The following is a 13,789-nucleotide window of genomic DNA, read 5'->3' on the forward strand; positions in this document are numbered from 1 at the left end:
TCCGTCTCTCATCAAGGAGTTAGAGCAGGATCGATGCGAAAAACCGGTTCCCACTTTTTCGCATCCTGCTCTAGCCGGCCGGCGCGCTGGCATCCCGCTCTCGTCACCCTGCACTGGCTGACGCTGCTGCTGGTCGTGACCCAGTTCGTGATCGCCTCGCCGATGCGTGACGAGACGCGCAACCTGGTCGAGCGCTTCGAGTATTACCAGCTGCACAAATCGGTTGGCCTGACCGTCGCCGGCCTGATCCTGCTGCGGCTTGTCCTGCGCCTGATCAGGCCTGCGCCGCCACCGGCGAATCCCGGGCGTCTGCTGCAACTCGCGAGCGATGCGGTCCATGCCGGGCTCTATCTCTGCCTGATCGCGCTGCCGGTGACCGGCTTCCTGACGGTCTCCTCGGCGCCGCTCCAGATCCCGACCCTGTATTTCGGCTGGTTCGCCGTCCCGCACCCGATCGGACCGGACAAGGCGACCTATGAGCTGATGCGCGGCCTGCATTATTGGCTCGGCAACCTGCTGCTGGCGCTCGCCACGCTCCATGTCGCGGCGGCACTGGTCCATGTGCTGCTCTGGCGCGACGGCCTCCTGCGCCGGATGTGGTTCGGGCGCAGGGAAGTTCAGCCCTCAGCCTGAGGAGCCGCGCACTTCCCTTCTCCCCCTGCGGGAGAAGGTGGCGCGCAGCGCCGGATGAGGGGTCGTGCTGCCCTTTCCGGTTGCGTTTTACGGAAAAAACGCCCCTTTTGGAAGCGTCGCGCGACCCCTCATCCGACCCGCCTGCGGCGGGCCACCTTCTCCCGCAAGGGGAGAAGGGAAGGCTCGCTTCTGATCACCCTTTGGCAGCCAGCGCCTCTTCCCGGATCGTGCTCAGCGACTTCGCCGGCGTGATCGCTTCCGGATCGAGCAGGCAATGGATGATCGCCGGCTTAGCCGAAGCGACCGCGCGCTCGAAGGCCGGCGCGAATTCGGCGGTGGTCTCGACACACTCGCCATGGCCGCCGAAGGCTTTGGCGTAAGCCGCGAAATCCGGGTTCTTCAGCGTCGTCGCCGAGACGCGGCCGGGATAGTGCTTCTCCTGATGCATGCGGATCGTGCCATACATGCCGTTATCGATGACCACCACGATCACCGGCAGCTCGTATTGCACGGCGGTGGCGAAATCCTGCCCGTTCATCAGGAAGCAGCCGTCGCCGGCGAAGGCGACGACGGTTCGCTCCGGAAAGAGCCGCTTGGCGCCGATCGCGGCCGGCACGCCATAGCCCATCGAGCCGGAGGTCGGCGCGAGCTGCGTCGCGAACTTGTTGAAGCGATGGAAGCGATGCACCCAGGTGGCGTAATTGCCGGCGCCGTTGCAGAGGATGGCGTCGGCCGGCAGATGACGGCGCAGCCAGGTCACCGCCTCGCCGGGATGGAACTTGCCCGGCACCGGCGCCGGCTGCTCACTCCAGCCGAGATAGGATTCATGCGCCTCGGCCGCCGCGCCGGCCCAGGCAATCTCCTGCGGCGGATGCACGGTCTCGAGCGCGGCGCAAAAGGCGGTCGGCGAAGCGTTGATCGCGAGGCTCGGCTTGTAGACGCGGCCGAGCTCTTCCGGATCGGGATGGACATGCACGAGCGGCCGGCCCGGATTGGGGATGCCGAACAGCGTGTAGGACTGGCTCGGCATCTCGGAGAGGCGCCCGCCGACCAGCAGCACGAGGTCGCTGTCCTGGATCCGCTTCAAGAGCTTCGGATTGGGGCCGATGCCGAGATCGCCGGCGAAGTTGGGATGATCGGCAGGGAACAGCATCTGCCGACGGAAGGAGACCGCGACGGGTAGGTCGAAGCGCTCGGCGAAGCGCTGGAAGCGCTCGATCGCCTGCGGGTTCCAGCGCGAGCCGCCGAGGATCGCGACCGGGGACTTCGCCGCCCAGAGCCGCTTCTGCAGGTCGATGGTCTGCAGCAGCGAGGGATGCGTCTCGGTGACCTGATAGGGTTCGGCATCGGCCACGTCGGCAAGGTCGGTCAGCACGTCCTCGGGCAGCGCGATCACCACCGGGCCGGGGCGGCCGGCGGTCGCGACATGGAAGGCGCGGCTGATGATCTCGGGGATGCGCGCGGCATCGTCGATCTCGGTCGCCCATTTCGTCATGGTGCCGAAGACGGCGCGGTAGTCGAGCTCCTGAAAAGCCTCGCGCTCGCGCATGCCGCGCTCGATCTGGCCGACGAAGAGGATCAGCGGCGTCGAATCCTGGTCGGCGATATGGATGCCCGGCGAGGCGTTGGTCGCGCCCGGCCCGCGCGTCACGAAGCAGATGCCGGGCTTGCCGGTGAGCTTGCCCGCAGCTTCCGCCATCATCGCCGCGCCACCTTCGGCCCGGCAGATCGTCACCTTCATGTCGGCGTCATGAAGCGCGTCGAGCACGGCGAGATAGCTCTCGCCCGGCACGCAGAACGCATCGGTCGCGCCATGGATCAGGAGTTGGTCGACGAGGATCTGCCCACCAGTGCGAGGTCCGGTCATTGAAACATCCGCCCTAATTAGCTAAGTTGGTCAGGTTGAGTGAGGAGACGGCGATGACGCGCGTCACCATCCATGAGGCGAAGACAAATCTCTCCCGCCTGATCGAGCAAGTCGAGAAGGGTGGCGAGGTCGTGATCTCGCGCCGCGACAAGCCGGTGGCGCGGCTGGTGCCGATCGAGACGGCGCGGCCCGAGCGCAAGCCGGGGCGATTCAAGGGCCAGTTCACCATCGGGCCGGAGTTCTTCGAGCCGCTTCCGGAGGAGGAGTTGCGGCTCTGGGAGGGCCATGGCGATTGAGGCTGCTGCTCGATACCTCGACCTTGCTGTGGTTCTGGCTCGGAGGCCGGACATTGAGCAAATCGGTCATGGACGCGATCACCGATCGCAATCACCTGATCTATGTCAGTCCGGTCTCGGCGATGGAGATCGCGACAAAGCATCGAGTCGGAAAACTGCCCAGGGTTGAGAACGTCCTTGCGACGTTCGACGAGGCGCTGCAAGCGGACGGATTTCAGTCGCTCCCGCTTTTGAATGTGCACGCTCGTCTGGCGGGCTCCATTCCCGGCGAACACCGCGATCCGTTCGATCGCCTGCTGGCAGCGCAGGCGATCACCGAGGGGCTGCTTCTGGTCGCGTCCGACACCGCCTTCGACACGCTCGGCGCCCGCCGCCTCTGGTGAGCCGGCCATTCAGCCGCCTCCGCCCCAGGCGGGATCGTTCAGAATGTCGTCTTGGTGCTCGCCGAGCCGCGGGCTCGGCCGCGACGCGACCTGCCGCTCGCCGTCGATGACGATGGGCGAGGCGACGGTCGGGATCGCGCCCTTGGCGGCAGCCTCGGTGGGCAGGTCGACCCTGACGCCGCGCGCGACCACCTGCGGATCGGCGAAGACCTCGTCGATCGTGTTGATCGGCCCGGCCGGCACGCCGGCCTGCTCGAGCGCGGCCAGGATCTCGGCCTTGTGCCTGCGCGCCGTCAGCGAGGCGAGCATCGGGATCAGCACGGCCCGCTGGGCGACGCGGCCCTTGTTGTCGGCATAGTCCGGATGCGCGCCGAGATCGGCCCGGCCCAGCACCTCGCAGAGCCGGCGATACTGCCCGTCATTGCCGGTCGCGATGATGATGTGGCCATCCGCGACCGGAAAGACCTCGTAGGGCACGATATTGGGATGGGCGTTGCCGAGCCGGGCCGGCGCCTTGCCCGAGACCAGGTAGTTCAGCGCCTGGTTGCCGAGGACCGCGACCTGCGTGTCCATCAAGGCGAGGTCGAGCGTCGCGCCCTCGCCGGTCGCCTCGCGCCGGCGCAACGCGGCGAGAATGCCGACCGTGGCATAGAGCCCGGTGAAGATGTCGGTCTTGGCATAGCCCGCTTTGGTCGGCTGGCTGTCGGGCTGGCCGGTGATCGACATCGAGCCGGCCATGCCCTGGATCAGGAAGTCGTAGCCGGCGCGCTCGGCATAGGGCCCGTCCTGGCCGAAGCCGGTGATCGAGCAATAGATCAGCTTGGGATGCAGCTTGCGCAGCGAAGCGGCGTCGAGCCCGTATTTGGCGAGGCCGCCGACCTTGAAGTTCTCGATCACCACATCGGCGTGACCGGCGAGCTTGCGCACCAAAGCGCGGCCCTCCTCGCTGCGGAAATCGGCCGTGATCGAGCGCTTGCCGCGATTGGCGGCGTGGAAATAGGCGGCCGAGAGCGTCTTGCCGTCGACGCCCTCGACGAAGGGCGGGCCCCAGTTGCGGGTGTCGTCGCCCTCGGGACTCTCGACCTTGACGACATCGGCGCCGAGATCGGCGAGCAGCTGGCCGATCCAGGGCCCGGCGAGGATGCGCGCCAGTTCGAGGACACGCAGGCCGGCGAGGGGAGAGGATTGGGACATTCGGCTGATCCGCGTCATGGTCGGCCTTGAGCCGACCATCTCTTCGGGAGTTGGTTCTGGGAGAGATGGCCGGGTCAAGCCCGGCCATGACGCGGGCGTCGGCTCAGAAGAACGCCTGCAGCCCGGTCACCGCCCGCCCGAGGATCAGCGCGTGGACGTCGTGCGTGCCCTCATAGGTGTTGACCGTCTCGAGGTTCGCCGCGTGGCGCATGACCTGGAACTCGATCGAGATGCCGTTGCCGCCATGCATGTCGCGGGCCTGGCGGGCGATGTCGAGCGCCTTGCCGCAATTGTTGCGCTTCACCAGCGAGATCATCTCCGGCGCCATCTTGCCCTCGTCGAGCAGGCGGCCGACGCGGAGCGAGCCCTGCAGGCCGAGCGTGATCTCGGTCAGCATGTCGGCGAGCTTCTTCTGGTAGAGCTGCGTCTGGGCCAGCGGCTTGTTGAACTGCTTGCGGTCGAGCCCGTATTGCCGGGCGCGGTGGAAGCAGTCCTCGGCGGCGCCCAGCACGCCCCAGGAGATGCCGTAGCGGGCGCGGTTGAGGCAACCGAACGGACCTTTCAGCCCCGAGACGTTCGGCAGCAGGTTCTCTTCCGGCACGATGACGCCGTCCATGACGACCTCGCCGGTGATCGAGGCGCGCAACGAGAGCTTGCCGCTGATCTTCGGGGCGGAGAGGCCCTTCATGCCCTTCTCGAGGATGAAGCCGCGGATCTGGTTGTCATGCGCCGCCGACTTCGCCCAGATCACGAAGACATCCGCGATCGGCGAGTTCGAGATCCACATCTTCGAGCCGGTCAGCTTGTAGCCGTCGGCCACCTTCTCGGCGCGGGTCTTCATGCCGCCGGGATCGGAGCCGGCATCGGGCTCGGTCAGGCCGAAACAGCCGATCCATTCGCCCGAGGCGAGCTTGGGCAGGTATTTCTTGCGCTGGTTCTCGTCGCCATAGGCGTAGATCGGATACATGACGAGCGAGGACTGCACGCTCATCATCGAGCGGTAGCCCGAGTCGACACGCTCGACCTCGCGGGCGACGAGCCCGTAGGAGACGTAATTGGCGCCGGCGCAGCCATACTCCTCCGGCACCGTCACGCCGAGCAGGCCGAGCGCGCCCATCTCGTTGAAGATCGAGCGGTCGGTCTTCTCCTCGAGATAGGCCTCCGAGACGCGCGGCAGCAGCTTCTCCTGCGCATAGTCGCGGGCGGTGTCGCGGATCAGGCGCTCGTCTTCGGAAAGCTGCTCGTCGAGCAGGAAGGCGTCGTCCCAGGTGAACTCGGCCAGCTTGTGGCTCGTGGCGGGTTTGCGGGCGGCTTCGGCCATGGTTTCAACTCCCTGTTCCTCTGATCGTCATGGTCGGGCTTGACCCGACCATCTCGGAAACCAGCTGGCTGGTCACGAGATTCTCGGGTCTGCGCTTCGCTTCGCCCGAGAATGACGGCTTATCGATCAAGCATCCACATCGAAGCTGACGCCCTGCGCCAGCGGCAATGTCGTACCGTAATTCAGCGTATTGGTGGCGCGGCGCATATAGGCCTTCCAGGCGTCCGAGCCGGCCTCGCGGCCGCCGCCGGTCTCCTTTTCGCCGCCGAACGCGCCGCCGATCTCGGCGCCCGAGGGGCCGATATTGACATTGGCGATGCCGCAATCCGAGCCTTCTGCCGAAACGAAGGTCTCGGCCTCGCGCATGTCGAGCGTGAAGATCGAGGAGGACAGGCCGGCGCCGACCGCGTTCTGCAGCCCGATCGCCTGGTCCAGCGTCTTGTACTTCATGACATAGAGGATCGGCGCAAAGGTCTCGCGCTCGACCGGGCCGGCCTGCTCCGGCATCTCGACCAGCGCCGGGCGGACATAGAAGCCGCCGCTGCCGACATCGACCTTCTCGCCGCCCTGGACCTTGCCGCCGGCGGCCTTGGCCTCGGAGAGCGCCTTCTGCATGCCGTGATAGGCCGCCTCGTCGACCAGCGGGCCGACCAGCACGCCGGCTTCGCGGGGGTCGCCGATCTTCACGCTGCCATAGACCTTGGCGAGCTTCGGCACGAGCTTGTCGTAGATGCTCTCATGCACGATCAGGCGACGCAGCGTCGTGCAGCGCTGGCCGGCGGTGCCGATGGCGGCGAAGGCGATGCCGCGCAGCGCGATGTCGAGATCGGCCGAAGGCGCGACGATCGCGGCATTGTTGCCGCCGAGCTCGAGGATGGCGCGGGCGAAGCGCGCGGCGAGCTTCTGCCCGACTTCCTTGCCCATCCGGGTCGAGCCGGTGGCCGAGACGACCGGGACGCGATGGTCCTGCACCAGGATGTCGCCGATCTCGCGGCCGCCGATCAGCACCTCGGAGAGACCGACCGGAGCCTCGGGCCCGAAACGCTTCATCGTCTTCTCGACGATGGCCTGCACGGCGAGGCCCGTCAGCGGTGTCTTCTCCGAGGGCTTCCAGACGACACTGTCGCCGCAGACGAAGGCGAGCGCCGCGTTCCACGACCAGACCGCGACCGGGAAGTTGAAGGCCGAGATCACGCCGCAGACGCCGAGCGGATGCCAGGTCTCCATCATGCGGTGGCTCGGCCGCTCGGTGGCGATCGTCAGCCCGTAGAGCTGGCGCGAAAGGCCGACCGCGAAATCGCAGATGTCGATCATCTCCTGGACCTCGCCGAGGCCCTCGGAGGTGACCTTGCCGGCCTCGATCGTGACCAGCAGGCCGAGATCGGCCTTGGCGGCGCGCAGCTCCTCGCCGAGCAGGCGGACGAACTCGCCGCGGCGCGGCGCCGGCACCTTGCGCCAGGCGAGGAAGGCCGATTGCGCCCGGCCGATGGCGGCCTCGGCCTCAGCTGCGCTGGTCTCACGCAGGATGGTCACGGTTTCGCCGGTGATCGGCGAGCGGGCCGTCAGACCGGCCTTGGCATAGGCGGTTTCGGCGACGCCCAGGCGCTTGAGCAATGCGAGCGCGTCCTGCGGCAGAGATGAAGCCATGTGCTGTTTCCGACCCGTCCAGTGCAAATACGTCAAACGGCGCGGGAAGGAGCCGCCGCGCCGGAGGGCGCAGAATGCCCCCTTCCGGCGGCTCTCGGCAACCGATATGTTCTCACGAGTTGATGAGTATAGATCATGATGTTCGATCTCGTTCCCGGCCGCCTCTCCGTGCCCTCGCTCTCGGCGCTCGCCGCCTTCGAGGCGGCGGCGCGCCATGGCAGTTTCACGCGCGCGGCCGAGGAGCTGAACCTGACCCAGGGTGCGGTCAGCCGGCAGGTGGCGCATCTCGAGAAGGTGCTCGGCGTCAGCCTGTTCCAGCGCGTCAAGAAGCGGGTCAGCCTCACGCCCGCCGGTGGCGCTTATGCCGAGGGCATCCGCGACGGGCTTTCGCGCCTCGCTGCCGCCACCGTCTCGGCCATGGCCTTTCGCGGGGCGGCCGGCGTCCTCAACCTCGCCATCCTGCCGACCTTCGGCACGCGCTGGCTGATCCCGCGCCTGTCGCGCTTCATCGAGGCCCATCCTGGGATCACCATCAACTTCGCCACCAAGCTCGTGCCATTCGATTTCGGCCGCGAGCCGATCGACGCCGCCATCCATTTCGGGGACCCGGTCTGGCCCGGCGCCGTCCTGCATCGTTTGATGGGCGAAGAGGTCGTGCCGGTCGCCGCACCGTCCTTGGTCGAGAGGCTCGGCCTGAACGCGCCGGCCGACATGCTGCGCGCCCCGCTGCTGCAGCAATCGACCCGGCCGCGGGCCTGGGCGAACTGGCTGGAGAAGCAGGGCCTGCCGCCGGAGCGCGCGCTGATGGGGCCGCGCTTCGAGCAGTTCGCCATGGTCTCCCAGGCGGCGGTGGCGGGATTGGGGCTGGCGATCGTGCCGCGTTTCCTGGTCGAGGAGGAGCTGCGCTCTGGCGCGCTGGTCGTGCCGGTCGACCGGCCGGTGACCGGCACAGAGGGCTATTATCTCGTCTATCCCGAGACCAAGGCCGCGCTGCCGGCCGTCGTCGCGTTCCGTGATTGGCTGCTCGGGGAGTGCGGGCTCGCGCCCTGAGGCCTCGACAAGCCGGCCTGTCCTTGGCATTCATGCGCGGAATTCATCAACCCCGGCTGCGCCGCCGCGCGGCTCGACTGTCTCAGGGCCGACATGCCGTCCTTTTCCGAGAGCGCCGACGTCGTCATTTGCGGAGGGGCCGCGATCGGCTCCTCCGTCGCCTATCATCTCGCTGCCGATCCCGGCTTCAACGGCAAGGTGATCGTGGTCGAGAAGGATCCGACCTATCGCTACTCCGCCTCGGCGCTCTCGGCGGCCTCGATCCGGCAGCAATTCTCCAGCCCGGTCAATATCCGGATCTCGCTCCACGGCATCGCGTTCCTGCGCAATATCGGAGCGCATCTCGCGGTCGAGGGCGAGGTGCCCTCGATCGATCTGCACGAGGGCGGCTATCTCTATGTCGCGAGCGGCGAGGGGGCTTCGGTCCTCGCCGCGAACCAGAAGCTGCAGCAGGCGGAAGGTGCCGATATTGCGCTTTATGCTGCAGAGATGCTGCGCAGCAAATTCAGCTGGCTCAATGTCGACGATCTCGCCTGCGGCACCTATGGCGTCAGCGGCGAGGGCTGGTTCGACGGCTGGGCCTTGCTGCAGGCCTTTCGCAAGAAGGCGCGGGCGCTCGGCGTCGCGTATCGTCAGGGTGAGGCGGCGCGCTACATCCTGGAAGGCGGGCGCGTCGTCGCAGTCGAGCTTGCGGATGGTAGCCGCATCGGCTGCGGCGCGGTCGTCAACGCGGCAGGCTCGCACGGGGCTCGCCTCGCCGCGACAGCGGGCGTCGCCATCCCGGTCAAGCCCAGGAAGCGTTACGTCTTCACCTTCACCTGCAAGGGCGAGGTCGATAACTGCCCGCTGCTGATCGATGTGAGCGGTGCCTATTGCCGGCCCGAGGGCAAGCGCGGCAGCGACGGCCAGATGTTCATTTGCGGCGCGTCCCCGTCGGCCGAGGTCGATCCGGATTGGGACGAGACCGCGCCGGATGTCGAGGATGTCGACTGGTCCTTCTTCGAGGAGCGTGTCTGGCCGGCGCTGGCCCATCGCGTGCCGGCCTTCGAGGCGATCCGGCCGGGCCGCGCCTGGGCCGGGCCCTATGACATGAACCTGCTCGACGGCAACGCGATCCTTGGCCCGGCGGCCGGCCTGCCGAACCTCTATCTCGCCAATGGTTTCTCCGGCCATGGCCTGCAGCAGTCGCCGGCGGTCGGGCGCGGGCTTGCCGAGCACATATTGCATGGCCGTTATCGCACGCTCGACCTTGCCGATCTCGGCCATGAGCGCATCGTCTCGGGCCGGCCGCTCACGGAGGCCAATATCATCTGAGGAGGCCCGTGATGGTCGATCCGGCTTTTGTCCAGACCATGGCGCGCTACAATGCCTGGCAGAATCGTAGCCTGTGCGATGCGGCCGATACCCTGGGAGAAGAGGGCCGCAGGCTCGATCGCGGCGCCTTCTTCAAGTCGATCCACGGCACCTTCAACCACGTCCTCTGGGCCGACGAGGTCTGGCTGTCTCGCTTGATCGGAACGCCAAAGCCACCGATCGGCGGCCGGACATCGACGAACTATATCGAGGACTGGGCCGAGTTCCGCCGTCTCCGGGCAGAGCGCGACGAGGCGATCATCGCCTGGGCGCAGACCGTGGAGGCCAAGTGGCTGCGCGGCACGCTGATCTGGTATTCGGGCGCCGCCGGCCGGGAGATGGGCAAGCCGCGGGCACTCGCGATCATGCATCTCTTCAACCACCAGACCCATCATCGCGGCCAGATCCACGCGATGCTGACCGCCGCGGGCGCGCGGTCGCAGGACACGGATCTGTTCCTGGTCGACGAGCCGCGCTGAAACACGCCGCCAGGCCGTAGCCCTGCGGGGATCGGAACGGCTCCGTCAGGTCACGCCAGGTGGCGGTCCCGCTCCGTCATCTCGAGCGGCGCGCTCACGCCGTCTTGCGTTCACGCCACCAGTCGGCGAGCTGGTAGCTCCAATAGGTCGCCTGAACCGCCGCGGTGCCGAAGGGGCCGCCGTTCCAGACCAGGCCGAAGGGCGCGAAGTGGCGATGGCGGTCGGTCGCATCCAGGATGCCCTCCGCGACGACGCGCCCGCCGATCGCCGTCGTGTTGAGGCCGTGCCCGCCGAAACCCATGCAATGCCATACACCGGGGCCGAGCCGGCCGATCTGCGGCATCAAATGGCGCGCGTAGGACATCAGGCCCGACCACGCCATTTCGACCTTCAATCCCGCCAGTTGCGGATAGGTCGAGATCATCGTCTGGCGCAGCATCGCGGCGAGGTTGTGCGGCTCACTGGTCCGGGTGGTGATGCGCCCGCCCCAGAGCAGGCGCGCGCCATCCTCGACGAGGCGGTAGTAATCCCCTGCGCGCCGGTCGTCGCTGACGGCGGCTCTTGTCCGGATGACCTCGGCCAGCGCCTCGGGGGCGGCTTCGGTCGTCAGGACATAGGTGGCGATCGGCAGATGGCTGGAGCGCAACTTCGGCACGAGGTTGTCGGTGTAGCCGCCGCAGGCGATCACGACGTGCTGCGCGCTGACGGATCCGCCCGCTGTCACGAGACGCTTCTGCGCGCCCGACAATTCGGCCGACACGACGCGGGCATCCTCGTAGATCAGCCCGCCCGCCGCCTCGATCGCCTCGGCGATTGCACGGGCATAGTTCAGGGGATGAATGTGGAAGGAGTTGGGGTCGAACAGGGCCTGGTGATAGCTCGGCGTACGCAGGATCTCGCGAACCTGTTCGCGTGGCCAGAAATCCACCTCGTAGCCGTAGTCGCGCGCCAGCCGCTCGCGGGTCCGCTGCAGCCGGTCGCCGCTGTCATAGCGGACGGCCGCGATCTTGCCAGGCAAGGGACTGACGCTGGCTGCCACGTCGAGATCGCGGATCATGTCCGAGACGATGTGCATGCCCTCGATCGAAAGGCGGTGCAGGGCGCGGGCCTCGTCCTCGCCGACGGCGCGGGCAATCGAGGCGTGGCCGCGCGAATAGCCGGCGCCGACGAAGCCGCCATTGCGGCCGGACGCGCCCCAGCCGACCGCCTCGGCCTCCAGGATCGCAACCGATCGTCCGGCGCGCGCCAGCTCGTAGGCGCAGGTCAGCCCGGCCAGGCCGCCGCCGACGATGCAGATCTCAACCTCCACCTGCCCTCTTGGCGGCGGACGGTCGCGCCGCGTCGCGACCGTCCGCGCGTAGAACGTATCGGGATACCTCGGCATGGCGGTGGGCTCTGGCGTGGGAGGGCTCGTTGATCAGGCGGTCGTGGGCGGTATCGAGCCGGCGGCCGCGGTATGTGCGCAAGAGAGCGCCGGCGTCGCCTGCCGCGGAGCGGCGTTCATTCCGCTTTCGCCCGTTTCGCTGCTGTAGCCTTGGCGGGCGGGGATTTCTCGTCCTCCCTGGCGCCGGCGACGGTGGCGGTCGTGTTCTGGCTGAGCTTCTGGAAGAGGCCGAGTCCGACCATCGCCAGGATCGCGACCAGCACGAGCATGGCGGGATAGACGATGTCGGAGACGTTGTCGCGCGAGGCCTTGGTGATCAGCACCAGTGATTCCAGGCTCAGCGCGATGATGATGATCGTCATGAACTTGGTCAGCGAGCCGCGCGCCTCGGCCGGGCGCCGCAACTCGCGATCGTTGATGATCTCCTCCTCGAACAGGAACTTGCCGACATCGGCGACCGCGACGGCGATGATGATCAGCCCGATGGCGTCGAGCATCGTGTCGAGCCCGCCATCGCCGGTCCAGAAGCCGGTGATGGTGCGCCAGACGGCAACCCCTATCAGCAGCACCGAGGCGGCCAGCAGCGCCAGGGAAATCAGGGTATAGAGAATGCGGTTGAACAGGGACATGGTGGGCTGACACAGCGACAGGGCGGCCATGATCGGCGGGAAACGCGCCGGCTGCAACAAGGCCGGTGATCGGAAAACGGGAAGCCGGCAGGCGCTAGGATCTTCACACCCGCCTCAAGCGCATGTGAAGCACCCGGACGAGATGTGCTTGGACGATGCTACCGGCTTTTGACAGGCTCCCATGGCATGAGAGTCGGCAACCGGAGGCCAATCCCATGTCCGACATCGCTCCCCTGACATCGTTCCGCGGTCCCGCTCGCCGCGCCGTGCTCGCCGTCGCGCTGGCTTTGATGATCACGCCCCCTGCGCATGCCGGCGAGGTCAATGATCTCACCGGCCTCGCGATCAAGGGCTACGACCCGGTCGCCTATTTTCGCGATGCCAGACCGGTCACGGGCTCGGCGCAGTTCACCGCGACCCACAAGGGCGCGACCTTCCGCTTCGCCACCGCCGCGAACCGCGACGCCTTCATGGCCGAGCCGCAGCGCTACGCCCCGCAATATGGCGGCTTCTGCGCCTATGCGGCCGCGCAGGGCTACAAGGCCGATATCGACCCGGCCGCCTATGCCGTCGTCGATGGCAAGCTCTATCTCAACTACAACAAGTCGATCCAGAGCACCTGGAACAAGGACCCGGCCGGCTATATCGCCAAGGGCGACGCCAACTGGCCGAAGGTCGCTCCGCTGACCGACGTCACGCGCTGAGCCCGGCATCCGCAAAACGCCGCCGGGCCATGCTTGCGGCGCGGCCCCTGAACCTTGCCGGCGCTGCGGGCCTCGCGCATTTTGGCGCATCCTTCCGGAGAGCCCGCCATGCCCGAGACCGCCAACCTGCTGGCCTTCGCCCTGATTGCCTTCGGCATGGTGCTGACGCCCGGTCCGAACATGGTCTACCTGATCTCGCGCTCGATCTCGCAAGGACATGCCGCGGGCCTGATCTCGCTCTGCGGCGTCGTGCTCGGCTTCGTCATCTACATGCTCTGCGCCACCTTCGGCATCACGGCGCTGCTCTTTGCGGTGCCCTATGCCTATGACGCGCTGCGCTTCGGCGGCGCCGCCTATCTGCTCTGGCTCGCCTGGCAGGCGCTGAGGCCGGGCGGGCGCTCGCCTTTCCAGATCCGGGAGCTGGTTCCCGACAGGCCGCGCAAGCTTTTCGCGATGGGCTTCCTGACCAGCCTGCTCAACCCGAAGATCGCGATGTTCTATCTGGCGCTGCTGCCGCATTTCATCGATCCGGCGGCGGGCAGCGTCCTGACCCAGTCGCTGCTGCTCGGGGCGATCCAGATCGCGATCAGCGGCAGCGTCAATGCGCTGATCATCTTCACGGCCGGCGGCATTGCGCTGTTCCTGCGCACGAGACCGCTCTGGTCGGTGGTCCAGCGCTGGCTGATGGGCACGGTGCTGGCCGGGCTCGCCGTGAAGATGGCGACCGAAGCCCAGCGCTGAGCCATCTTTCGTCGCGGTCGTCTAGAGCATCGGACCGAAAAGTGGAATCCACTTTTCGGAAAAATTCGATGCTAAAACAAAGAGCTAGATCGCCACCTTGCGTCCGAT

General features: G+C 67.2%; 14 protein-coding genes. 8 read left to right on the top strand and 6 right to left on the bottom strand.

The features are described from left to right. Nucleotides 1–33: 33 nt before the first annotated feature. On the top strand, nucleotides 34–633 hold the full coding sequence (locus ACTIF2_RS27330; protein ID WP_439500296.1) for a cytochrome b: 600 nt from the start codon (nucleotides 34–36) through the stop codon (nucleotides 631–633). A gap of 193 nt (nucleotides 634–826) precedes the next feature. Here the strand turns inward: ACTIF2_RS27330 and ACTIF2_RS27335 are convergent, their stop codons facing one another. Beyond that, entirely contained in the window at nucleotides 827–2,500 is a 1,674-nt protein-coding gene (locus ACTIF2_RS27335) for a thiamine pyrophosphate-binding protein (protein ID WP_439500297.1), read from the bottom strand. A gap of 53 nt (nucleotides 2,501–2,553) precedes the next feature. Between ACTIF2_RS27335 and ACTIF2_RS27340 the strand changes: the two genes are divergently transcribed. After that, nucleotides 2,554–2,796, top strand: coding sequence for a type II toxin-antitoxin system Phd/YefM family antitoxin (locus ACTIF2_RS27340; protein ID WP_439500298.1), 243 nt, complete (start codon nucleotides 2,554–2,556; stop codon nucleotides 2,794–2,796). Beyond that, a complete protein-coding gene (locus ACTIF2_RS27345; protein WP_439500299.1) occupies nucleotides 2,793–3,179 on the top strand; it encodes a type II toxin-antitoxin system VapC family toxin in 387 nt (128 codons plus the stop codon). Before ACTIF2_RS27340 ends, ACTIF2_RS27345 begins: the two co-directional genes overlap by 4 nt. A 9-nt stretch (nucleotides 3,180–3,188) precedes the next feature. Here the strand turns inward: ACTIF2_RS27345 and ACTIF2_RS27350 are convergent, their stop codons facing one another. From ACTIF2_RS27350 to amaB, 3 genes are all read right to left on the bottom strand, one after another. Then, nucleotides 3,189–4,373 (bottom strand): CaiB/BaiF CoA transferase family protein, encoded by a 1,185-nt coding sequence (locus tag ACTIF2_RS27350; protein ID WP_439500300.1) that lies wholly within the window; start codon nucleotides 4,371–4,373, stop codon nucleotides 3,189–3,191. A 103-nt stretch (nucleotides 4,374–4,476) separates the two neighbouring features. Continuing rightward, nucleotides 4,477–5,694: an acyl-CoA dehydrogenase gene (locus tag ACTIF2_RS27355; RefSeq protein WP_439500301.1), complete on the bottom strand. Its 1,218-nt coding sequence runs from the start codon at nucleotides 5,692–5,694 to the stop codon at nucleotides 4,477–4,479. Between the two features lie 126 nt (nucleotides 5,695–5,820). Next, entirely contained in the window at nucleotides 5,821–7,341 is a 1,521-nt protein-coding gene (gene amaB / locus ACTIF2_RS27360) for an L-piperidine-6-carboxylate dehydrogenase (RefSeq protein ID WP_439500302.1), read from the bottom strand. Nucleotides 7,342–7,476: 135 nt separating this feature from the next. On the opposite strand from amaB, the gene ACTIF2_RS27365 reads away from it, so the two are divergent. The 3 genes from ACTIF2_RS27365 (at nucleotide 7,477) to ACTIF2_RS27375 (ending at nucleotide 10,223) form a co-directional block, all read left to right on the top strand. Next, a complete protein-coding gene (locus tag ACTIF2_RS27365; protein WP_439500303.1) occupies nucleotides 7,477–8,391 on the top strand; it encodes a LysR family transcriptional regulator in 915 nt (304 codons plus the stop codon). Between the two features lie 93 nt (nucleotides 8,392–8,484). After that, nucleotides 8,485–9,705, top strand: coding sequence for an NAD(P)/FAD-dependent oxidoreductase (locus ACTIF2_RS27370; RefSeq protein WP_439500304.1), 1,221 nt, complete (start codon nucleotides 8,485–8,487; stop codon nucleotides 9,703–9,705). A gap of 11 nt (nucleotides 9,706–9,716) precedes the next feature. Continuing rightward, nucleotides 9,717–10,223, top strand: a complete 507-nt coding sequence (locus ACTIF2_RS27375; protein WP_439500305.1) for a DinB family protein — start codon at nucleotides 9,717–9,719, stop codon at nucleotides 10,221–10,223. A 94-nt stretch (nucleotides 10,224–10,317) separates the two neighbouring features. Here the strand turns inward: ACTIF2_RS27375 and ACTIF2_RS27380 are convergent, their stop codons facing one another. Beyond that, on the bottom strand, nucleotides 10,318–11,607 hold the full coding sequence (locus ACTIF2_RS27380; protein WP_439500306.1) for an NAD(P)/FAD-dependent oxidoreductase: 1,290 nt from the start codon (nucleotides 11,605–11,607) through the stop codon (nucleotides 10,318–10,320). Nucleotides 11,608–11,723: 116 nt separating this feature from the next. After that, a complete protein-coding gene (locus tag ACTIF2_RS27385) occupies nucleotides 11,724–12,236 on the bottom strand; it encodes a GNAT family acetyltransferase (RefSeq protein WP_439500307.1) in 513 nt (170 codons plus the stop codon). 215 nt (nucleotides 12,237–12,451) lie between these two features. On the opposite strand from ACTIF2_RS27385, the gene ACTIF2_RS27390 reads away from it, so the two are divergent. Together ACTIF2_RS27390 and ACTIF2_RS27395 are read left to right on the top strand one after the other, a co-directional pair. Continuing rightward, complete coding sequence (locus ACTIF2_RS27390; protein WP_439500308.1) at nucleotides 12,452–12,940, top strand: YHS domain-containing (seleno)protein; 489 nt, start codon at nucleotides 12,452–12,454, stop codon at nucleotides 12,938–12,940. A gap of 108 nt (nucleotides 12,941–13,048) precedes the next feature. Further along, nucleotides 13,049–13,681, top strand: a complete 633-nt coding sequence (locus ACTIF2_RS27395; protein ID WP_439500309.1) for a LysE family translocator — start codon at nucleotides 13,049–13,051, stop codon at nucleotides 13,679–13,681. The last annotated feature ends 108 nt before the right edge of the window (nucleotides 13,682–13,789 follow it).

This window comes from Allobosea sp., assembly GCF_051860145.1.
Taxonomy (GTDB): domain Bacteria; phylum Pseudomonadota; class Alphaproteobacteria; order Rhizobiales; family Beijerinckiaceae; genus Allobosea.